Here is a 21,154-nt window from a genome sequence, read left to right on the forward strand (position 1 = left end):
CCGTCTGAGGCTCCACTTCTCCGCCCACGCCGCGGCGGCCGCCGTACCAGATCTTCCCGGGCACAGGATGTCGGGTGCGGTGGGGTGGGCCGCGCCTAGCGTGGTGATCGTCAAAGGAAGGACGGGCGGGGATGCTGGAGCGGCTGAACCAGGCGATGGAGCACATCGAGCGGCGCCTCGATCAGGAGATCGACGTGGCCGAGCTCGCGCGGATCGCGGTCACCTCGGAATATCACTTCCGGCGGCTGTTCTCCGCGCTGGCCGGCCTCCCGCTGTCGGAGTACATCCGGCGCAGGCGGCTCACCGTCGCCGGCGCCGACGTGCTCGCCGGCGAGGAGACGCTGCTCGACATCGCGGTGCGGTACGGCTACGGCTCGGGTGAGGCGTTCGCGCGCGCGTTCCGCGCCGTGCACGGTGTCGGGCCCGGCGAGGCCAGGCGGACCGGTGCGGCGCTGTACTCCCAGCCCCGGATGTCCTTCCGCCTCGTCATCGAAGGGAGCAGCGGCATGCGGTATCGGATCGTGGCGAAGGAGGAGTTCCGTGTCGTGGGCAGGAAGGCCCGCGTCCCCCTCGTCCACGAGGGGATGAACCCCGCGATCGTCGCGTTCGTGAGGAGTATGGACCCGGAGACCAGGCGGCGAATCGAGGGACTCGCCGACCAGGAGCCGCGGGGGATCGTCAACGTGGCTGACCGCGTCGCGGACAGCCGTACGGAGGGCACCGAGCTCGACTACTACTACGGCGTGGTGACCGGCGCCGACGTACCCGAGGACCTGGACGTTCTCGTCGTGCCCGCCGGGGCGTGGGTGGTCTTCGAAAGCTCGGGCGCGTTTCCGCAGGCGCTGCAGTACCTGTGGCGGGACGCGTTCACGCAGTGGTTCCCGTCGAACCCGTCGTATCGCAGCCGGCCGGGGCCGGAGATCTCAAGCGTGGTCGTGTCGCAGGACGGATCGCAGGCGGACGCCGAGCTGTGGCTCCCCATCGAGCGCACCGCGAGCTGAAACACGGCCGAGCGGACCCCGAGCTGGGAGCCGGGCAGGGCTGTGGGAGGTCATCCCTTCGCGCCCGGCGCGTAGCCGAGGTCCGCGTGGTCACATCGCGAACTTGCGGTGCCGCTGGGTGCGCCACTCGACCAGCAGCATGGTCGCGTCGTCCTGGAGCACGCCGTGCTGGTGGTCCAGGACGCTGTGGATCAGGCGGCGTACGGTCTCCGGAGCGGACACGCCGTCGGCTTCGCGGCGGATCACGAAGCTGGTGAAGCGCTCGATGCCGAACGGCTCTCCCTCGGGGTTGCGCGCCTCGACGATGCCGTCGGTGTAGAACAGCAGCCGGTCGCCGGGCTCGAGGTGATAGCGGGCGAGCTCGCCCGGCAGGCCCAGCCGAAGGCCCATGGGCGGCGCCGGCGTTGCCTCGTCCAAGGTGGCGACCTGCCGTCCGTGCCGTAGGACCAGCGGCGGGGGGTGACCCCGGTTGATCCAGGTCAGCCAGCCGGATCTGGTGTCCAGGGTGGCCAGGATGCCGGTGGCGAAGCGCCCCCCGCCGAACTGGTCGTCGATGGCCTTGTCGATCGCTTCGGTGGCCTCGAACAGACCGGAGTCGCCGCGACGGCTGTTGCGGTAGGCGCCCACGGCGATGCTCGCGGTCAGTCCGGCGGCCGTGTCATGGCCCATGGCGTCGAAGATCGACAGATGCATCATGTCGCCTCGGAGGCCATAGTCGAAGACGTCTCCGCCCACGTCGTAGGCCGGCTCCAGGGCCGCGCTGATCACCACTCGGTCGTTCGCGAAGGTCGAGGCCGGCATCAGGTTCCACAGCACCTCGGCCGACAGGGTCATCTGGTGGGCGCGCACCAGGCAGGCGTAATCATCGCTGCGGTCGCGTTTGCTCATTATGAGCAGGGCCATCACGGTGCCCAGCCGCTGGGCCCGCCACCTGCTCGTCTCGTTGTCCACGGGCACGGTCACCCCGAGGACGCCGATCCGCTCGGCGCCGTCGAGCATGGGCACCCACAGCCGCCGCTGCTCCGGGGAGGGAAACGCCTCAGCGGGCTCGCCGCCGAGCGGGTCGGGGACCTGACGTACTGAAACGATCTCGAGGTCGCGGAAGGCACGCCCGGCCATCGTGGTGTCGATGCGGATGGGGTCGAGGGCCATGCCGCGCGCGTCACGCTGGCCGGGCAGCGGCACCAGGAACTGCTGCTGCAGGTCGGGCACGTAGACCATGGTCTCGGAGAAGCCGACGATCGCCGCGTGTTCCGCGAGCAGGCGCGGCAGGTCCTCCATCGTGGCCAGATGGCTGCCGCGCAGCAGGCCGCCGAGCATCAGTTCGGCCTTGCTCCGCATCGGCATCCCTCCTCGTTCGAGAACCCAACCAACCACCGGCTACCTCCTACCCCTTGTTCGCCTTCACAGGCGGACCGAGCCGCAGGCGGCCCTTGTCCGCCGCGCGTGCTGTGGAAGGATGAGGAGCATGCCGACCGATGATCTTGGGATGCCGTTCACGCCGCATGGTGCCGTACGCCGCGTCGTGTCGCTGGTCCCGTCGCTCACCGAGTCGCTCGCCGAGACGGCCCCGGAGCTGCTGGTCGGTGCGACCGATTGGTGCACCCACCCGGAGGGGTTGACCGTACGGCGACTGCGCGGCACGAAGAACCCCGACGTGGCCGCGATCATCGATCTGCGGCCGGATCTGGTGCTGGCCAACGAGGAGGAGAACCGCCGGGTCGACATCGAGGCGCTGCGGTCGGCCGGGGTGCCCGTCTGGGTGACGAGGATCCGTACCCTCGACGAGGCGTTCGCCTCGTTGCGCCGGATGTTCGCGTCGGCCTGCGGCGTCCCCGAGCCGGCCTGGCTCGACGCCGCGGAACGGGCATGGTCCGCGGTCCCGCCCGTCACGGTCGTACGGCAGGGGCTGATCCCCATCTGGCGCAAGCCCTGGATGGTGCTGGGGCGGGACACCTTCGCCGGCGACGTGCTGCTCAGGCTCGGGGTACGCAACGTCTACGCCGATCACCCGGAGCGCTATCCGAAGGTCGCCCTGCCCGAACTGCTGGCGGCCGGCGCCGACCTCGTGGTCCTCCCGGACGAGCCCTACCGTTTCACCGCCGAGGACGGCCCCGGATTCTTCCCCGCGACACCGGCCGCGCTCGTCAGCGGCAGGCACCTGACCTGGTACGGCCCATCGCTGGTGGAGGCGCCCGCCGCCCTCCTGGCCGCACTCGGTCGCTGAGGGACGTCACTGAACGACGCGTGTCGTGCGCGGTCAGCGTTCTGGCTCGCCCTCCTCGACGCGGTACGTCCAACGCGGATCTCCTGTCCGCGGGCGCTCCCGAACTGTGGCTCAGTCACGTCGCCAGCCCGGACTTCGCCAAAGTCGCCTCTCGGCGGCGGCTCAGCCAGCGCTCGTGGGCGGCGAGCAACCGCCGCCAGAGGCCGTCCCGTTCTGCGGGGGTGACGTCGCCGAGGGTGAGTCCGAAGACGTCTGCCAGGGCGGTGAAGTAGTCACGGCGATTCTCCAGCGTGCGGGAGCGCTTGCCCTCGCCGATCCGGGTCAGCACCAGTCCGCGCAGCACGTCGGCCCCGGTGGCGTCCCGCCGCTGGACGGTGGCCACCCGGACGTACCCGGACTTGGGGGAGGTGGACAGATGCTCGTGTTGTTCGGCGAAGGCCGCCATCTCCGCGGCGTGGGGGCGGAAGTCCATCCCGACGAAAGAGCCGCGCGGGTCGTGGTCGAACCGCCACCCGCTGGGCTCGGCCTGCGAGGGGCGCAAGCCGTACTGGAACGGTCCCTGCCGATGGGTCCCCTCGGTCAGCGGCAGGGGCTCGTGCAGGCCGTCGCCCATGCCGAGATCGACGAGCCAGCGGCCGTCGGGCGAGTCCTCCGACGGCAGCCCGGACACGGTGAGGACCAGGTGGCCGGCGTCGGCCTCGGCGGGATCGTCCGCGGTGCCCTGCACGCCGCCGACGTGCCGGGTGACCTGATAGCCGAGGGCGTCCAGCAGCAGGGAGAAGGCGCCATTGAGCTGGAAGCAGTAGCCGCCGCGATCACGCAGGATCCGCCGCGCCGACTCCATCGGGTCCACGGTGGTGCGACGGTTGAGCCAGATCTCCAGGCATTCGTACGGCACACGCTCCGTGTGAGCCCGGTGCAGCGTGTGGAGGTTGGCCACGCTGGGCGGCTGACCCGCCAGATTATCGAGGTCGAGCCGGTGAAGGTACGCGTCGATGAAGGCCGTCATCTATGCACATTACCGGGTAAATCAGACATTAAGTTTCACACCGGATGTACGTCGGGGAGTACGAGGCGTCCGCCGGTCCTGCGGCCGGATCCGAAACGGCGTGGTCTTGGGCGCGCCCGTGCCAGTATCGCGGTGGTTTCGGCCGGGAGGGATCGGGAGCCTACTTGACCTCTGCGTCACCATCAGCCTCAAGTCTGATGTATGAGACCTCTTGTCGCCATCATCCCTCTATGGGGATAATCTCCCCGCAATGATCCTTTCGCTCTAAAGTGGGTCCTGTGAGCATTCCCCCGCGCCCCGGTCCCGATTGGCGTTTCAACGCACCGCCGGGGTGGCCGTCCCCTCCGGACGGGTGGGCGCCCACGGCGGCCTGGGCGGGCCCGGAGGACGACTGGCCCGAAGCCCCGCCGTACTGGAAGTGGTGGGTCAGGGACCCGGCAGACGCCACCGCCGCAATGCCGCCCGGTCTCACCCCCGCCACGGCGGTCATGCCGCCCGATCCGGCGCCCGCCACGTCCATCGGGGTGCCGCCCACCCTGATCCAGCCCGCGACCAGCACGCTGGTACGGCTACGAGTGCCGCTCATCGCCACGGCCCTCGCAGCCGTGGTGATCGCCGGGACGCTCGTCGTCGTCAACCTCCAGCGCGCGCACACGTCGGAAGCGGACTCGACGCGTTCCGCGGCCCAGTCGCAGGAGCAGGCGTCCGCCGAGGCCGCGCAGGCGTCGATGGCACCCCTTGCCGATCCGAGCGAGTCCGCCGATTCAGAGTCGGAGCCGGAGGCGGGAACCACCGCGTACGACCAGGCGACGGCCATCGACGCGTTGCTCGACCGGAGCGAGCCCAGCCGGGGAGCGTTACAGCGTGCCATCAATCAGATCCTGCGCTGCTCCGGGGTGAGCAAGGGGGTCAGCGCCATCGAAAAGGTGACCCGGCAGCGCGGCGAGCAGGCCGGCCAGGCCAAGAAACTGGACGTGGACGCCCTCGACGACGGATACGAACTCAAGGACACCCTCGTCCGGGCGCTGACCGCGTCGCATCGGGCGGACAAGGCGTACCTGAAGTGGGCCAAGCGGTTCCGGGCCAGCGGATGCCGGGGGCGTACCGTGGGCGACTCCGCGTTCGACGCGGGCAACCGCGCGTCGGAATCGGCCACCGCGGCCAAGACCGAGTTCGTGTACCTGTGGAACCCCATCGCCCGCGAGCACGCCCTCCCCACCCGCCGCGAGGCCGAGATTTGACCGTTGCCATCGGGCCCGCGCCTGGAGCCGAGGAACAAGGCTTCGCATCCGAAGGGTGAACGCGACTTCGCCGAGGTGTTGCCTGCGCTCGACGGCGTACGGCGTGGCTGGTTGGATGAGGCTCTCGCGGTCGAGTATGGAGATCAACCGCGGCGTGCGCGGCCGCGGACCTGACGGGAGGACCTGTGCGACTGCCTTTCGACGCCCTGCTGTGCGACTTCGACGGTGTGATCCGCTTCTACGACACCGGCGAGGTGGCCGAGTTGGAGCGCGGTTTCGGTGTCGAGCCGGGCACGACGGCGAGGACCGCCTTCGCGCCGGACGTGGACGGCCCCGCGATGGTGGGTGAGATCACCGTGCCGCAGTGGGTGGACGCGATGGTCGCCGCGCTCACCGAACAGATGTCGCCTGAGCAGGCCCGGAAGCTGGGCGAAGCGTTCACCGGCGCGCCCTTCTCGGTGGAGCAGGACGTCCTCGACCTGTTGCGGCAGGCGCAGGCGCACGTCCCGGTGGTATTGGTGTCGAACGCGACGCTCCAACTGGAGGAGGACCTGGACGCGCTGGGGCTGACCCACTTCTTCGATGAGGTGGTCAGCAGCGCCCGGGTCGGAGTGGTCAAGCCCGATCGGCGGATCTACCAGATCGCCGCCGAACGGGCGGGGGCCGATCCCCGGCGGTGCCTGTTCATCGACGACCGGGCGGAGAACGTGGAAGCGGCGGTCGCTCTCGGGATGACGGGCGTGCTCTTTCGCGAGGTGGCCGATATGCGGCGCGCGCTGACCCCATTGCTCACCCAGCCGACGACGCCCTGACGAGCGCCTTTCCGTGGCTTCGCGGATGGCTACAGGCGGGTCTTCGCCTGGGTGCAGCGCGACGGCACCTGGTGGATGAACAACGCCGGCGCCGACCCGAACCGGGCCTGCGGCTGCGCCGCGCCGAGCTGGCGGCTCAGGTGGCTGGCGTGGATCTCTCCCACATCTCCGCAGAGAGATCCACGGGATTCTCGGGGGGTGAACGCGGCGGCCGCTTCAGCACTACGAACTGGGGCTGCTCATCGCCCGACGTGATGGCCTCGACGCAGACCAGTTGCCTTCAGGCAGGCGGGCGGACACCGACGTGCCCGGCCCGATAGATGTGCGCTTGGAGTGCGGCGTGACTCAGCGGCGGCTTCGGACCAGGCTACGTGGTGCGCGGGAGTTTCTGAGGTAGAGCTCACCGGCGATCACGGTGGAGGCGGACCGACCGCCGGTCAGCGGTCAGAACGGCCAGGGGAAACCGAGACGGTCGGCGAATTCCCGCGAGCCGCCGACGACTTCGGCATGAGACTTGGGATCGACCCGGCGCAGGTGATCGATTATCCGGGCGGCCTGGTCGTCGAGGTCGGTGTCGTCCACGGATATGAGCCATTCGAGCTGAAGCCATGGATCGTCGCTATCGAGGCCCGATGGATAGCGTGGGTGCCAGAAGCACATCCGGATCGTCTCGTACTCGTCGGTCCGCGCGTACACTCTGCCGGGTTCGCACTGCCAGGCGGCGAGCAGGCCGGGTTCGTCGGCCAGAAGGCGGTTGAGCTTGCGAGCCAGGCTGCGTGCGCCCCACTCCCACCCGTGGTCGCGTACGGCCCGGGCGATCGTCTCGGCGTACTGCTCCGCCTGGAAGCGGAAGGACTCCAGCGCGCCGGCCGCTCCGGAGGCACGCCAGTTCCCCCAGGTGACGGTGTCGCCGTCGCGGCTGATCGTCACGTGGAGGGCGCCGCAGCAGCCTTCGGTGCAGTACGCCTCGGCCAGCTGTACCTCGCGGGGTTCAGCGGTGGCCGCCAGGAGGCCCAGTAGGTCCTCGGGCCCATGCGGCGCTCCCTTGCGGAAGGCCTCGGCGACGACAGGCCGGCCGTCCACCAGCAGTCGGGTCTCGACCTGCTCGCCGATCGCGGGATCGGGGATGGCGACGCGGATCGCGAGCCGGTTGAACCGGCCGTCGCTCGGGGGGACGAGATCGGAATCACGTGGGACTGCACGCATCGCTCGTACGGCCCATGCCGCTCGCCAGCGGGTCATCGGGTCGGGTGAGCGGCGTGCTTCCGCCAGGGGCTGTGCCCAGCGCGGGGAGGCGACCAGCCGTTCCAGGCGCTCCAGCGTGGTCGCGCGTTTGCCGGGTGGCCAGGGGAGGCAGGCGGCGTGGCCGGTGCGCAGGTCCTCAGCCAGGGTGACGGCCGCGGCCAGCAGGTCCAGCGAAGGATTGGCCTGCCCGGCCCGTACGGCGAAGCCGGCGATGGCCCGGCAGGCGTCCGCGTACTCGTGCAGTTGGACGGAATAGTCCTGTGTGGAGGCGATGGCCTGCAGGAGCTTGCCCGAATGGACGGTGACCTCGTCGTCGGGGTCGCCGCTTTCCAACGCGTCGGCCAGGGAGACCGTCTCGGCGACCTGGCGGGCGTGGCTGCCGACCAAGCCGCGGTCGTCGACGGCGTGCCGGAGCAGCCAGGGGAAGGTGACGGGGTCGACCAATCGGCACATGGCGATGACGGCCTGGGTGTGGGGACGTCCCGTCGACCGCTCGGCCAGCCACGCCAACTGGATCGCCGCGCCGGGGATCTTCTCCAGCACGTCGATCGCCGCGCAGCCGAAGCGGTGCAGCAGGCCGATGGTTCGGATGAGCGGGATGTCCTCCGGGTGGGCGGTGCCGACCAGCAGACGCAGGCCGGTCGCCGCCGCGCGGACATCGGTTGAGTGCCGTACGAGCCAACTGCCCGTCTCGCGGGCGAGGTCCGGCTTGAGCCAGGGCAGCCCCTCCACCGTCATGCGGTCGATCGCACACGAGGGGATCGGCAGATCGCGGATGCCGTCATGGAGCGCGGTCACGGAGACGGGATCGGCGAAGAACGCCTCCAGCAGGGCGAGCAGTGCCGCTCTGCGTTCGCTTAGCGAGGCGGTGATGTCATCCCGGTGATTGTGGTCGGTGACCCCGGGAGGATAGTGGCGGCCCCCATCAGGGAGCGGCTGGTCAGGCGTCAGCCGGTGAAGCCGGGACGCGTGGTCGAACAGGGACGGTACGCGGTCGAGCGCCCTGCGCTCGTCGGCCATGCTCACCGCTGAGTGGGGGACTCGTTTCCCTCGATCATGCCCACACCATGCCAGTTCGGCTGATCCCAGCGCAAGAGTGGGCCGCCATGCATGTGGAATCAGTACGTGACTTCCGTCGCTGTGGCGCGCGTAGTCTGTTCGCGTGGAGAGTCCTGATCGCCGGTTCGAGACCCCCGAGGCGTTGTCCCACGACGAGGTCGCCGAGATCTTGGGTCGTGCCCTCCACGATCGGTCGCGAGAACCCGCCGCAGTGGATGCCCTGGTCGGTATCGCGCTGAGCGACGGCGATCGTGGGTTCGTTGAGCAATGCTGCCTGGAGGTGGGAACGCGGGCCGCAGCGGGTAGCCCACTGCTCGGGTTGGCCGGTCTGTGCCTGGGCCATGTCGCCCGACGTTTCGGGTCCCTCAGCGATGAGGCGATCGCGTTGGCGGAAGCCCTGGCAGCGCGGGCGAGGCTGGACACGACGGATGTGGACGGGCGCGCTCTCGACGGAATCGAGGACATACGCCGCTACCTGCGCGCGTAACAGGCGCCGCCATCGAATGCCCGCCATCGGATGCCCCCTCTGGGCGGAGGCCGTACCGTTGGCGGGCATACTGACGAACCATGCAGAAGACGTCGCTGGATTCACTGGTCCAGGAACACCTGAAAAGCGCCGAGACCGCGCCCACCGGACGCAGCGCGGAGACCATCTTCGGTGGGCGCGAGCACATGCTGCGCCAGACCCTGGTGACCCTGACCGCGGGCACCAAGCTCGCGGAGCACGAGAGCCCGGGCGAGGCGACGCTGCTCGTCCTGCACGGACGGCTGCGCCTGCATGCCGGGGACGAGTCCGAGGAGGGGCGGGCCGGCGACCTGCTCGTGATCCCTCCGGTACGGCACAGCGTGGAAGGCTTGGACGACACCGGTTTCCTGCTCACCGTGGCCAAGCGTCCCTGAGCGCCGCCCGCCCACCTGATCGGCCACGCCGGTCGGCGCGTCGAGTCGAACCGTCGAAGCCCCTTCAGGGCCGGGAAGTCGGCGGGAGGATCTGGACGTACCCGTCGGTTCCGTGAACACGGATCCGCTGCCCGTCCCGGATCAGCCGGGTCGCCTGCTCCACGCCCACGACGGCCGGCAGGCCGTACTCCCGCGCGATCACCGCGCCGTGCGTCATGAGGCCGCCCACCTCGGTCACCAGTCCGGCGACGGTGACGAACAGGGGGGTCCAACTGGGGTCGGTGTAGGCGGTGACCAGGATGTCGCCCGCCTCAAGGTCCGCCCGTGCCATGTCCATGACGACGCGGGCACGGCCTTCGACGACCCCGGCCGAGACCGGGAGGCCGGGCAGCGCGCCGGGCGGGGCGTCGTCACGCCGATACCGGCCGTTGACGGCCTCGCCGTCCGACGTGAGGACCCGGGGCGGTGTGAGCGCCTCGTACGACCGGAACGCCGCCCGCCTTTCCAGAATGAGTCCGGCGTCCGCGTCGTTGGTGCGCACGACTTCTCGCAGCTCCTCGAACCGGAGGAAGAAGATGTCTTCTTTCTCGCGCAGGGTTCCGGACCGGACGAGGCGATCGGCTTCCCGCAGCAGCGCCTGCTTGTAGGCGAAGTAGCGGCTGACCATGCCGTACTTGGGGTACTCCCGGTATCCGGCGAAGGTGCGGACACGGTCGATCATTCGCTTGGTCTCCTCGGCCTTCTGCTCCCCGTCGGGTAGGGCGCGCAACCGCTTCAGCAGTTCCTGCTCTTTCCGTCGTGACTCTTGGCGCCCCTGTTCGAAGCGTCGCTTGCCGGCGCCCGGCTCGAAGTTCTTGATGTTGCCGAGGATGGTGGGCACGAGCGTGACGGGCTGCTCGCTCCAGCGCGTTCTGGTGATGTCGATCTCGCCCGCGCAGCGCATGCCGTAGTCGTCGAGGAAGCCCCGGATGGCGTCACATGCATCCCGTCCACCGGCCAGCTCGGCCACCTCGTTCAGGAAGCCGTCGCCATCCCGGCCTTCGTCCGCGACGCGGCGCAGGAACGCCATGACGTCCGCGTGTGGTCGGATCGTGTCCGCGACGTCGAGGAGCGCCAGCCCCATCTCCGACGTGACGTTGTGGGGGACGGACTGCGTGAGCGCGTCGGCCGCGTTCTTCTCGCCCAGCCACGCCTCGAGGTGGTCGTTGAGCCACCAGGCCGCCTCCATCCCCGCCATGATCACCTGGTGGCTCCGCGCATCGAACAGGATGCGCTTCAGCTCTGTGATGTCGGCCAGGATGAAGTCGAGCAGCGCCGGCCCGGACAGGCTCTGGATCTCGCGCCGCAGGGTGGCGACGGACTCCTGACTGTGTCGGATCAGCCGGGTGACGACGGCCGGATCGGTCTCGATCGGGGCGGGCGGGTCACCGCCGAGTACGGCTCCAGAACCCTCGCCAGAACCTTCGTCAGGAAGCGAGCGGATGAAGTCGCCGCGGTCGAGGACGGTCTGTAGCGCGTCCCGAATAAGCGGGTCGGACTTCCCCAGCGTTCCGAAAAGGCTCGCGCGACCCGCGGGTGTCGCCAGGGCGGGCGCCACGTCGACGAACAACCGTCCGCCCGCCTCGTGCATCGGCCGTGGGGTCGTCAGCTGCCACAGGGAGAGTCCCAGCGGCTTCATCGCGTCGGTCATCATCTGCTGGTGACCGACGGAGACGTAGACGTGGTTCTCCTGGCCGTCGGTCGTGGGTGCGGGGAACGTCGTGGGCACGGGGAACGTCGTGGGTAGGGGGAACAGGGTGGTGATCGGTCGGCTCTGGACGATGTGGAATTCGTCGCCGACCAGGCACCATTCGATGTCCTGGGGCCGGCCGAAGTGCGCTTCGATTCGCCGGCCCAGCCGCACCAGGCGCACGACTTGTCCATCCGTCAGAGCCGGCTGCGTCTGCCGCTGCGGCTCGACCGGTGCGTCCTGGGTGCCGCCACCCGGCGACGCCTGGACGAACCGCGGCTTGGTGGCGACCGCCGTGGTGACGACCTGGTCGTCGCGCACCGTGTAGACGTCGCCGGCGGCCAGACCGGAGACAAGCGCCTCGCCGAGCCCCCAACCCGCTTCCACGGTGGCGATCTTCCGGTTCGAGGTCACGGGGTCCGCGGTGAACAGGACCCCGGCCGCGTCCGGGAACACCATCCGCTGTACGGCTACGGCCATCCGCACCTTCCGGTGGTCGAAGCCATTACGGCACCGGTAGGTCACCGCCCGCTCGGTGAACAGCGAGGCCCAGCACCGCCGGACGTGCCGCAGGATCGCCGCCAGGCCCACGATGTTCAGGTACGAGTCCTGCTGGCCGGCGAAGGACGCGGTCGGCAGGTCCTCGGCGGTCGCGCTGGAACGCACCGCGTAGGGGGCCTGCTCCCCGAGCCGGGCGAGCGACTCGCTGATCGCCGCCACAAGATCGTCGGGCATCGCGACGCCTTCGATGGTGCGGCGGATGTCCGCGCTCAGGGTGCGGATCGCCGTACGGTCGTCCGGTTTCACCCGCGACAGATGGTCAAGCTGAGCGTCGATCGACGGCGCCTCGGCCATGACCCGCTGGAAGGCGTCCGTCGTGACGCAGAAGCCGTCCGGCACGCGGAGGCCATCGATTCGCGAGAGCTCGCCCAGGTGCGCCCCCTTTCCGCCGACGTCTGCGACATTCGTCGAGTCGATTTGCTCGAACCCCAGCACGTAGCCCAATTCCGTACCTCCATCGTTCGTCGAGTCGGTTCGCAATGGGCGAGTATGAAGCATTTTTTGGCGCCTCATGAGACGCGCGGATCTGATATAAAGTGAAAATGGCAGGAGGTATTAGCGCCGCGTGCGCAGCCTGACCTCACCTTCCCCCGGAATCGTGGCCAACCGGCATCGTGACCGATCTGTCGGCGTTGACCGATCCGGGCACGTCGCTCATCGAGCGGGCCTGCCGCCGACGCGTATTGAAGAGGTGGGTCAGCCGAGCAGTTCGGCCATCCACGCCTCGATCTCATCCGCGCGCCTGGGCAGGCCCGCCGACATGAGACGTGCGCCGTCAGCTGTGATCACGAGGTCGTCCTCGATGCGTACGCCGATGCCGCGCAGCTCGGGCGGCAGCGTGAGGTCGTCGGGCTGCAGGTAGAGCCCGGGTTCGACGGTGAGCACCTGGCCCTCCTCCAGCATGCCGTCGAGGTAGGCGTCCGCGCGTGCAGCCGCGCAGTCGTGGACGTCGAGGCCGAGCATGTGCCCGCTGCTGCAGAGGGTGTAGCGGCGGTAGAGGCCGCTCTCCAGGTCGGGGCTGGACAGCACGCCCCAGTCGTGCAGACCCTCGGCGATCACCTGCATCGCGGCCAGGTGGAACTCGCGGAACCGGGCACCCGGACGCAGGGTCGCGATCGCCGCGTCCTGCGCCGCCAGGACCAGGTCGTACACCTGCCGCTGCAGTGGACTGAATCGGCCGGACAGCGGCAGCGTACGGGTGATGTCGGCGGTGTAGAGGTTGTCGCTTTCCACGCCCGCGTCCAGGAGGAGCAGCTCGTCGGGGTTCAACCGGCCGTCGTTGCGGATCCAGTGCAGCACGCAGGCGTGCGCTCCCGAGGCCACGATCGACTGGTAGCCGACCGCGTTGCCCTCCAGCCGGGAGCGCAGGCCGAAAACTCCCTCGACGTACCGCTCGCCGCGCGGGTGGGCGATCGCCGTGGGCAGCGCCCGGACCACGTCCTCGAAGCCGCGGGTGGTGGCGTCCACCGCGTGCTGCAGCTCCGCGACCTCCCACTCGTCCTTGACGAGGCGCATCTCCGCCAGGAAGGAGGCGAGCTCGCTGTCGCTTTCTCCGGGCGACACCAGGGCGTCGACCGAGGCGTCCACGCCGCGCAGCACCCGGGCGGGCCCGGAGAGCGCGTCCGGCAGGCGGTCGATGTGGACGCACTCGATCTGGTAGAGCGCCTCGGCCTCGGAGAGGTCGAGGCGGCGGCCCACCCAGAACTCGCCGTACCGGCGGTCACGGTAGAACTCCTGCCCCTCGCCGCGGGGTGACCTCGGCCGCATGAAGAGGCGCGCGGCGCCGGAGGGCTCGACCACCAGCACGTTGTCAGGCTCCTGGGCGCCGGTCAGGTAGGTGAACGCGCTGTGTGACCGGAACCGGTAGTCGTCGTCGTTGCTACGGGCCTTGAGCGTCCCCGAGGGGACGACCAGCCGCTCTCCGGGGAAGCGCGCGGCCAGGGCGGCGCGCCGCTTGGCGGTGTACGCGGCGAGCGGCAGCGGCCGCATGTCGGTCCGGCTGGTGTCGGCCCAGCCGGTCGTCATGAACGCCGAGAGCGCATCGGTGATCGGAAGGTCGTGGCTTCCGGTGTTCAGCCTGTCGGTCATCGTTGACTCCGAGGGTCGGGCAATTGCTATTGCACACATTTACTGATTTGAGCGGCGAGGGCAATGGACATTCTCCCCGGGGCCCTGCCACAGCGGCGGAGTGGTCCTCTGCCTGCTCCTTTACGGGAACGGCCGCTGCCGCGGCCGCGTCCGGGCTCCATGCCGTCGCCAGGCCTCATCGCTCCCATAATGTCGGGAGAGCTCGGCGAAAATCTCGTGCGATGTCGGGAGGGTGGGTCATGGCGGAGCCGTTTGAGTTGCCGGACCTGAGCGTCCAGCGCAGCGTGCGCGCGCAGGTCGCGCAGGCACTACGCGCGGCGCTCGTCGCCGGTCAGATGCGGCCCGGCGAGATCTACTCCGCGCCGACCCTCGCCGCGTAGCTGGGCGTGTCGCCCACGCCGGTACGGGAGGCGATGCTCGACCTGGCCAAGGAGGGCCTCGTCGAGACGGTGCGCAACAAGGGCTTCCGGGTGAAGGAGCTGTCCGACAGGGAGCTCGACCATCTCACCGAGATCCGGCAGCTGCTCGAAGTGCCGACGGCCGTCAAGGTGATCGGCGTCGCCACGGAGGAGGACCTGGCCAGACTGCGGCCGTGGGCCCAGCGCATCGTCGACGCCGCGCGGGAGCTGGACCTGATCTCCTACATCGAGCACGACCGCGAGTTCCATCTGGAGCTTCTCTCGCTGACGGGTAACACGGAACTGGTCTCACTCGTGGGCGAACTCCGGGCCCGCGCCCGGTTGTTCGGGCTCAACCGGCTCGCGGAGACCGGCGAGCTGAACGCATCGGCCCTGGAGCACGTCCAGATGCTCGACCTCATCTCGGCAGGCGACCGTCACGGCCTGGAACGCCTGATGAACGCACACATCGGTCATGTCCGTGGTACGTGGGCGGGCACAGTTCCGACACCGGCGCCAAGGCGAAGGACCTCATGATCCGTACCGGCCGGCCCTCCGAGCGAGCTTCCGGACGAAAGATCGGCGGGCACATCCCTTAAATAGCATTTTCAATGGTATGACTTCGGAGTCATGGCTGATGACGTGGACTTCCTCCCTGGTGACGGTCCCACCAGTGGCATCTCCGTCACCCTGACCGCCGGCACCCTGCAGGCGATCCGTGAGCGGGTCGGCAAGCGGGGCGTCTCGGCGTATCTGGAGATGGCGGCCCAGCGGCAGATCGAGCGGGACAACCTGGATGAGGCTGCTCCACGTTGCTGTCGCGAGCGGAACCGCTAGCGTAAACTCGTGCTCATGAGCGCTGGGTACGCGCACGAGGAGCTTCACCACCTGGTGGATCGGCTGTCGCCGAATCAGGCGCGTCGTCTCCTGCGTTTGGTGAAGACCGATCCGGAATTGGCGGACGCCGCAGAGGAAGGTGGCCCCGAACCAGTTCGGCGCCGTCGGTTGTCGATCGCCGGAATCGGTGCCTCCGGGCAGGGTGATCTGTCGGAACGGGTCGAGGATCTTCTGGCGGAGCGGTTCAATCGGTCAGTGTGACCGCAACTCTTCTCGATACCGGCCCTCTGATCGCGGTTGTCGACCGTGATGACAAGCACCACACGTCGTGCGTACGTCTCTTGGAGGAACTGGAGGGCCCGCTACTCCTACCTTCGACGGTCCTGATCGAGGTCGGGTGGACGATCAACAGACACATGGGACCCACCGTGCATGCGCAGTTCCTTGATCTGGTGACGGCAGAGTTTGAATTGGTCAATTTGCTCCCTGTAGACGTGCGGCGCATGGCCGAACTCGTCCGGCTCTACAAGGACGCCCGTCTCGACCCGGCCGATGTGTCCGTCGTCGCCATCGCCGAGTGATTGGCCGCCGTCACTCAGATCGCGACGCTCGACCGGCGTGACTTCACCATGATCCGGCCTCGTCATGTGCCCGCGTTCCGGCTACTGCCGACTGTCCTTTCCTGATCATCACGCTGCGGGTGGCAAGAATCAACCGCAGTTCGTTGCCACCACGCATCCTCGTCGAGGCCGTGGTCCGGCGATCGACCGGCACATCGGCGCGGCCCACGAGCAGAGCGACGGCTCGGCGGGCGTGCTCGCTTTGCACGGGAGATCGAAAAGAGGCTGGAAACGATCAAGCCAAGGGGTCGGGGATTCCGTCCCTACCTGGGCCTTGACGCCTGCGAGCGGGTGACGGGAATCGAACCGGACCAGTAATTGTCATGATGGCCTCATGGATCACAGGCGGGTGGAGGCGTACTTCGACGGGCGAGCGAGCAGGTACCGGCATCTGGAGTGGCATGTCGGCTATGCCGAGCGCCTGGTGGCGCTCGCGGATCTCACTCCGGGGATGCGGGTGCTGGACGCGGCCACAGGCACAGGGCTGGCCGCGCTGGCGGCGGCGCGGGCGGTCGGCCCTTCGGGCCGGGTCGTCGGAGTGGACATCTCGGCCGGGATGCTCCGGGAGGCCGGTCGGCTGCTGGCGGCGTCCGGGCTGGCCAACGTGAGCTACGTGAAGGCGGATGCGACGGCGCTGGACGAGTTCGACGACGAATCGTTCGACGCGGTGTTGTGCTGCGCGGGCATGCTCTACCTGTCGGCTGGGGCGGCATTGGCGGCGTGGCATCGAGTGTTGAAGCCGGGCGGTCTGCTCGGCTTCTCCGCGATGCGAGCGGGTTTTCCCCTCGCGGCCCGCATCTTCCGTGAATGCGCCGTCGACTTCGCTCTCACGCTTACCGACGCGATGGCCGAGGTTGGCACCGAGGAGGCCAGCCGTGACGCGGTGAATCGGGCTGGATTCGCCTTCGAGCGAGCGGTACCGGACGTGATTGCTCTCCAACCCGCGAGCACATCAGCGCTGTGGCGCAGCTACATCGTCAACCCGCACTATGCCGACGTCACGTCGCTCAGCTCTGGGGAGCTGACAGCCTTCCAAGCGAGCTACACAGCTCGTCTCGATGAGGTGATCAGCGAGCCGGGCGCTTTCGACCTGCCGGTCATGTATGTCTACGCCCGCAAGCCCGAATCCGGGGGCACTCTAGACGACGCCTGCGCCTGCCGGGACTGCTCGTGGGCGGCGGACGTAGCCGCATACGGCGGCTCCTGACCACGAGGCCGAAGGCCGAGGGGCGACGTCTGTACTGGCGGTGATGGCTGCCCTTGATCGTGGTGACGGTGACAAGGACGGATGCCGCCGCGATCCCGCAGGGTCTCCAGGTTGGGTCCGGGTCCGAGTCTTGGTTCGGACCCGGACTCGATTCGTTCTCTCGTGGGCCGACTGATGGCTCGGGTCTGCTGCCAATGCCGATGCGGGCCGGAGGTGGGTTGTCCAGCGGACTCACCCAGGGGGCGCGGCGCCGCCTCACCTCCAGCCGGTTCGCTGTCGTAGCCACTCCAGCGCCGCCCTGCCCTGCGCGAGCTGGAACGCACGCAACGTGGGCAGGCCAGGCGGCGGAGGGAGAAGCCCTCTCTGCAGGAAGTATCCGGTCATCGCGGCCAGAACCGCGGTGACCGCGTCGGGGTCGGCATGCTTGGCGATCGGGTGGTCGTCGAAGACCGTGGCCGGCGGCGGCCCGCCCTGCATGGTCACGCTGGGCAGCATCCCGAGCAGGTCGAACCACGGCGCGGCCAGGCAGGCGTGGGGCCAGTCGACCACGAGCACCCGGCTATCGGCGGTGAGCAGCAGGTTGTCGGCCCGCAAGTCGGCGTGGGCGAGGGTGGCGCCCTCGGCCACCCGGCCCCAGGATTCCTCCAGGTCGGCCAGCCGCGGCAGGTGCCGTACGGCCCAGGGGTCGAGGGCGGCGGCGAGGTCTCCGTCACCGGCGGCCAGGCGTCGCCAGCCCCGGAACTGGTCGTCGAACCGCTCGGCGGCCGACGGGACGTCCACCGGGGCGGGGGTGAGCGCCTCGGCCAGGCCGGCCAGCGCGTCGAGCACGAGGGACAGTTCGCCGGGAACCCAGGGCTGGGCGGGCATACGCCCCTCGACGTCCTCGAACAGCAGCACCACCCAGCCGTCACGGTCGAATGAGGCGAGCAGCCGGGGTGCGGGCACATCGGCCGGCAGCGCGGCGGCCACCCTCGCCTCGGCGCGGTGGAAGCCGGGGCTGTGGGGGTTGGGCCGCGGCCCGACCGCCTTGACGAACGCCCGGCCGCCGCCGGCGAGCCGCAGCCGGGCGGCCACCCCCGGCGAAAAGCCCCCGCACTGCGTGACCGCCTCGGTCACCCGGTCACCGAGGTGCCGCTCGACGGCGAGTCTCAGGTCCTCCGGCACCGCCGACCACGGGATCCGTACGCCCTCCGCGGGTGGCGGGGAGGGAAGCGATTCTGGGCTCATCCCGGCATGATCCGGCCCTGTGCGCAGACACGGCAATCGAGTTTCCAGGGTTCGGCGTCCGTCCACGATCAAGGCAGGCCGTGCTGCAGCACGTGGACCGGCAGGTCTTGGATACCCGGAGCCTGGTCTTCAACACGCCGCCGACATAGGCGGCATCACCCACGACATCGATCCGCCGGCCGGGCAGGGACCCGGCGAGCGCGGTGACCAGGCGGCGGGCCACCTCCAGCCGTGAGGCCGACACCGTGCCCTTCTTCACCAGCCCGGCCAGCACCGGCAACGCCACCGGGCGGGTCATGAACGGCAACCGCACCACGATCGCGACAATCACCCAGTTGTTGCCGTACCCGGTCGCGTGCGCCTCGGGCGCGGAGCCGTCATGGAACCACGAGGCCGCCCACACCTTCTTCCCCCGGCGGCGAAACAGCGTGTCATCGACCGCGACCAGCGCCCCTTCTCCCTCGCCAATCAGCAGATCGGCCACCAGCCGCGCCACGAGGAGACCGAACTGCTGGGCGTTCCAGCGGCGGCGGGCGAAGAACGCGTGCGCCCGATCGTGCGGCCACACCCGGGCCAGCCCGGCCCCGCTCAGGATGCCGCACACCGTCCGCGTGCCCGCACAGGCGACGAACCCGGCCATCAGCATGCAGAACGTCTCGAACGTCGGGGCGGTGAAGCAGGGACGAAATCGCTCCAACAGGCCCACAAGCGAGGGCGGTAACGCTACAGTCGCAGACGAGGGCATCGGCGTCTCCGGCATCCGGGGTTTTGAACAGCGCCGATGCTCCTCTTTTTATGCGCTCAACACCGGTATGCCCGCAGGTTGGGAGTGTCCCGGCCAATCATGCGCACCCTCCATGAAACCGCGCCAATCACCACAAAAGCGACACAATAAACGATCAAGAAAAAGAGCGAAAGTCGAGTTATATCTGGGCGATGGTGAGATGCCAGGGGTAGCTGTCGATGACCTCGGCTCCGATGCTGGGGGCGTGGGGCTCGAACTGGCCGGGGCCTAGAAGGACGTGAACGCCTTCGGCTCCAAGCGTCTCAATGCTGCGGCGGAATGGCTCGCGTGAAGCAAGGGCGCTGTTCACGAATGGCAGGACGACAACCGGGATGCCCAGACCGGGAGCTTCGGCCAAGAGGCCGAGGGCGTAGGTGTCGGCGATGCCCTGGGCGAACTTGTTGACGGTGTTATAGGTAGCCGGGGCGACGATGATGGCGTCTGCTCTGGGGGACTTGGGTTCGCCGGGTTTGCGGTATTGGCTGCGGACGGGGCGGCCGGTCAGCTTCTCCAACGCGGGGACGTCGATGAAGTCGAGTGCGGATGGGGTGGCGATGATCTGGACCGTCCAACCCTGCTGCTGGGCCTCCGTCACGAGGCGGCCAACGTCGCTTGCCGGTCCTGCGGCGCACACGATGATGTAGAGGACCTTGCCGGGTTCGGTCACGCGCTGACTCCCAGGGATTCGGCGTACTCTCGCGCTTCGCGGCGAACGCTGACGGGCGCGGTGGCGAGGATGTCGCGGACCAGCCTAAGCGTGGCGGGGCGTCCGGTGATTTCCTCGGGGGCGATGTCTCCGGCTGCGCGCAGGATGTACAGAGCGCGGTCGTGCTTACCCCATGCGAGGAACGCGCGGGAGGTGTCGAGTAGGACAGTGGCCTTGCGCTCGTTGATGGTCAGGGCATTGATGTCGATCTTGCGAGCGTTCTCGATTGCCGTTCCTGCGTCGCCAAGTCGGAGCGCGATGTTCACCCGGTGGCACAGGACGTTGTTCGGACCGAACGCGGTCCACATGTAGTTGCCGTCGTGACCGAGTCGCCGGCCTGCCTGCTCGGCCTCGTCGAGTAGTTCGGCCGCGGTGTGACGGTTGGCGTGGAGAGCGGCGGCGACGGCTCCTCTCAGGAGAAGCGTGCCGTACACCGACAGGTCATCGGGAGAAGGGTGGGACAGGTCGGCGTCCAGGCGCTGGGCGGCGGTGCTGGCCATGTCAGTCGCCGCCCGGTGGTGGCCGTCGTCCATGAGGGCGTGGGTGATGATGCGGGCGCTTGATCCGATCATCAGGGGGTTGCCGCTTGTGTGGGCGGCCTGGACGCTGCGATCGGCCGCGAGCCAGGCAAGGCCCTTGTCTTCCTGCTTGAGCAGGATGGACGCGGCGACGTGGTGCGCCTCGGCGGATAGGGCGTATGCGCGTAGCCGTTCGTCGCCGGTCAGGACTGTGCATGCTGTTCGGATCTTGTGGAGCAGCGATGGGAGGGCAGCGGCCACCTGGGAATAACGGCATGCCTGGTAGTTCTGCTTGGCCGCTGTGACCGATGCCGCGAGTGCTCGAAGGTCCGTGGCGCCGTCCAACGGGGCGGAGTAGTCGACGAGGGCGGTGGCAAGGGCCTCTACGTCCGATTGGATGTGATGGGCCTTGTCCGGTTGCCCGACTACCGCACTGAACAGCGCGGCCCCGGCCAGGCCGACGAACTCGCGTCGCTGCATGCTGTCCTCGTCTCTTCCGGATTCGACGAGATTCATAGCGTGTGGGCTGATTATGCAGCTATCAACCCGCATGGGATATTCGCGCTCTGGGTTGACTGCGGTATCGGGGACCGGCGCGACTGTGGCTCGGACGCGTTTGACGGGGACGAAACCCAGATCTTCGGGGTCGTGGTGGGTGATCTCGGCGAGTGCCAGTCGGTACGGCTCGCGGGGCCAGGAGACTTCACCGGCCTCCCACCTTCTGATGCGCTCCTCATCGCAGGTCAGGCCGTACTTGATGCCGCTGGCCGACAGATTGACCACTTTCGCCATTTCGGCCCGGGACAAATTTGCGCGGTTACGCCATGTCCGAAGTCTTACGTTTGGCGTTGCTTTGCGCATGTCCGACCTGCTTCCCGATGGGCGATCGAAAAGGGGTTAAGAGGGGGGCCTTTTAGGGGGTCTCGCAGTTCTGCTTTGTCGGTGGACTTGCCATCAAGCAACACGGTACGTCAAGCGGCCTCCC

The 21,154-nt window shown here is 68.8% G+C and carries 22 protein-coding genes; 12 read left to right on the forward strand and 10 right to left on the reverse strand.

What is annotated here, in order from left to right:
- Window positions 1-131: 131 nt before the first annotated feature.
- Window positions 132-1,001 carry an AraC family transcriptional regulator gene (locus tag Mth01_RS24060; protein ID WP_204018211.1) on the forward strand — a complete coding sequence of 290 codons (870 nt, stop codon included), beginning with the start codon at window positions 132-134 and terminating at the stop codon, window positions 999-1,001.
- A 90-nt stretch (window positions 1,002-1,091) separates the two neighbouring features.
- Here the strand turns inward: Mth01_RS24060 and Mth01_RS24065 are convergent, their stop codons facing one another.
- Window positions 1,092-2,342 (reverse strand): PP2C family protein-serine/threonine phosphatase, encoded by a 1,251-nt coding sequence (locus Mth01_RS24065; protein ID WP_204018212.1) that lies wholly within the window; start codon window positions 2,340-2,342, stop codon window positions 1,092-1,094.
- Between the two features lie 127 nt (window positions 2,343-2,469).
- Here Mth01_RS24065 and Mth01_RS24070 point away from each other — a divergent pair, with 127 nt between their 5' ends.
- Window positions 2,470-3,228 carry a helical backbone metal receptor gene (locus Mth01_RS24070; protein WP_204018213.1) on the forward strand — a complete coding sequence of 253 codons (759 nt, stop codon included), beginning with the start codon at window positions 2,470-2,472 and terminating at the stop codon, window positions 3,226-3,228.
- Window positions 3,229-3,343: 115 nt separating this feature from the next.
- On the opposite strand, the gene Mth01_RS24075 is transcribed toward Mth01_RS24070, so the two are convergent.
- Window positions 3,344-4,237, reverse strand: coding sequence for an arylamine N-acetyltransferase family protein (locus Mth01_RS24075; protein ID WP_204018214.1), 894 nt, complete (start codon window positions 4,235-4,237; stop codon window positions 3,344-3,346).
- A gap of 278 nt (window positions 4,238-4,515) precedes the next feature.
- On the opposite strand from Mth01_RS24075, the gene Mth01_RS24080 reads away from it, so the two are divergent.
- Entirely contained in the window at window positions 4,516-5,478 is a 963-nt protein-coding gene (locus tag Mth01_RS24080; RefSeq protein WP_204018215.1) for a hypothetical protein, read from the forward strand.
- A gap of 185 nt (window positions 5,479-5,663) precedes the next feature.
- A complete protein-coding gene (locus Mth01_RS24085; RefSeq protein WP_204018216.1) occupies window positions 5,664-6,290 on the forward strand; it encodes an HAD family hydrolase in 627 nt (208 codons plus the stop codon).
- 29 nt (window positions 6,291-6,319) lie between these two features.
- Here the strand turns inward: Mth01_RS24085 and Mth01_RS30205 are convergent, their stop codons facing one another.
- The gene (locus tag Mth01_RS30205) at window positions 6,320-6,454 is read right to left on the reverse strand and encodes a hypothetical protein (RefSeq protein WP_275409019.1); all 135 of its coding nucleotides are present in this window, start codon (window positions 6,452-6,454) and stop codon (window positions 6,320-6,322) included.
- 280 nt (window positions 6,455-6,734) lie between these two features.
- Window positions 6,735-8,561, reverse strand: coding sequence for a hypothetical protein (locus Mth01_RS24090; protein ID WP_204018217.1), 1,827 nt, complete (start codon window positions 8,559-8,561; stop codon window positions 6,735-6,737).
- A 136-nt stretch (window positions 8,562-8,697) separates the two neighbouring features.
- Between Mth01_RS24090 and Mth01_RS24095 the strand changes: the two genes are divergently transcribed.
- Together Mth01_RS24095 and Mth01_RS24100 are read left to right on the forward strand one after the other, a co-directional pair.
- Entirely contained in the window at window positions 8,698-9,081 is a 384-nt protein-coding gene (locus Mth01_RS24095) for a hypothetical protein (RefSeq protein ID WP_204018218.1), read from the forward strand.
- Between the two features lie 80 nt (window positions 9,082-9,161).
- Window positions 9,162-9,494, forward strand: coding sequence for a cupin domain-containing protein (locus Mth01_RS24100; RefSeq protein WP_204018219.1), 333 nt, complete (start codon window positions 9,162-9,164; stop codon window positions 9,492-9,494).
- A 64-nt stretch (window positions 9,495-9,558) separates the two neighbouring features.
- Here Mth01_RS24100 and rph read toward each other — a convergent pair whose 3' ends face one another.
- Both rph and Mth01_RS24110 read right to left on the reverse strand, forming a co-directional pair.
- Window positions 9,559-12,219 (reverse strand): rifamycin-inactivating phosphotransferase, encoded by a 2,661-nt coding sequence (rph, locus tag Mth01_RS24105; RefSeq protein WP_239089956.1) that lies wholly within the window; start codon window positions 12,217-12,219, stop codon window positions 9,559-9,561.
- Between the two features lie 261 nt (window positions 12,220-12,480).
- Window positions 12,481-13,872 (reverse strand): aminopeptidase P family protein, encoded by a 1,392-nt coding sequence (locus Mth01_RS24110; protein ID WP_204018221.1) that lies wholly within the window; start codon window positions 13,870-13,872, stop codon window positions 12,481-12,483.
- Between the two features lie 239 nt (window positions 13,873-14,111).
- On the opposite strand from Mth01_RS24110, the gene Mth01_RS29920 reads away from it, so the two are divergent.
- The 6 genes from Mth01_RS29920 to Mth01_RS24135 all read left to right on the forward strand — a co-directional run bounded on the left by Mth01_RS29920 (window position 14,112) and on the right by Mth01_RS24135 (window position 16,934).
- On the forward strand, window positions 14,112-14,252 hold the full coding sequence (locus tag Mth01_RS29920; RefSeq protein WP_239089952.1) for a hypothetical protein: 141 nt from the start codon (window positions 14,112-14,114) through the stop codon (window positions 14,250-14,252).
- A gap of 6 nt (window positions 14,253-14,258) precedes the next feature.
- Window positions 14,259-14,807 (forward strand): GntR family transcriptional regulator, encoded by a 549-nt coding sequence (locus Mth01_RS24115; protein ID WP_239089953.1) that lies wholly within the window; start codon window positions 14,259-14,261, stop codon window positions 14,805-14,807.
- A 93-nt stretch (window positions 14,808-14,900) separates the two neighbouring features.
- A complete protein-coding gene (locus tag Mth01_RS24120; RefSeq protein WP_204018222.1) occupies window positions 14,901-15,107 on the forward strand; it encodes a hypothetical protein in 207 nt (68 codons plus the stop codon).
- A gap of 15 nt (window positions 15,108-15,122) precedes the next feature.
- Complete coding sequence (locus tag Mth01_RS24125; RefSeq protein WP_204018223.1) at window positions 15,123-15,368, forward strand: hypothetical protein; 246 nt, start codon at window positions 15,123-15,125, stop codon at window positions 15,366-15,368.
- Window positions 15,365-15,688, forward strand: a complete 324-nt coding sequence (locus Mth01_RS24130) for a PIN domain-containing protein (protein ID WP_204018224.1) — start codon at window positions 15,365-15,367, stop codon at window positions 15,686-15,688. The genes Mth01_RS24125 and Mth01_RS24130 overlap by 4 nt, the downstream gene beginning before the upstream one ends.
- Window positions 15,689-16,061: 373 nt before the next feature.
- Window positions 16,062-16,934 carry a class I SAM-dependent methyltransferase gene (locus tag Mth01_RS24135; RefSeq protein WP_204018225.1) on the forward strand — a complete coding sequence of 291 codons (873 nt, stop codon included), beginning with the start codon at window positions 16,062-16,064 and terminating at the stop codon, window positions 16,932-16,934.
- 255 nt (window positions 16,935-17,189) lie between these two features.
- Here the strand turns inward: Mth01_RS24135 and Mth01_RS24140 are convergent, their stop codons facing one another.
- From Mth01_RS24140 to Mth01_RS24155, 4 genes are all read right to left on the reverse strand, one after another.
- Entirely contained in the window at window positions 17,190-18,161 is a 972-nt protein-coding gene (locus Mth01_RS24140; protein ID WP_204018226.1) for an aminoglycoside phosphotransferase family protein, read from the reverse strand.
- A complete protein-coding gene (locus tag Mth01_RS24145) occupies window positions 18,055-18,858 on the reverse strand; it encodes a transposase (protein ID WP_204018227.1) in 804 nt (267 codons plus the stop codon). Before Mth01_RS24145 ends, Mth01_RS24140 begins: the two co-directional genes overlap by 107 nt.
- A gap of 226 nt (window positions 18,859-19,084) precedes the next feature.
- The gene (locus Mth01_RS24150) at window positions 19,085-19,612 is read right to left on the reverse strand and encodes a flavoprotein (protein ID WP_239089954.1); all 528 of its coding nucleotides are present in this window, start codon (window positions 19,610-19,612) and stop codon (window positions 19,085-19,087) included.
- On the reverse strand, window positions 19,609-21,030 hold the full coding sequence (locus Mth01_RS24155) for a helix-turn-helix domain-containing protein (protein WP_239089955.1): 1,422 nt from the start codon (window positions 21,028-21,030) through the stop codon (window positions 19,609-19,611). The genes Mth01_RS24150 and Mth01_RS24155 overlap by 4 nt, the downstream gene beginning before the upstream one ends.
- Window positions 21,031-21,154: the final 124 nt, after the last annotated feature.

This window comes from Sphaerimonospora thailandensis, from assembly GCF_016863115.1.
Lineage (GTDB): Bacteria > Actinomycetota > Actinomycetes > Streptosporangiales > Streptosporangiaceae > Sphaerimonospora > Sphaerimonospora cavernae.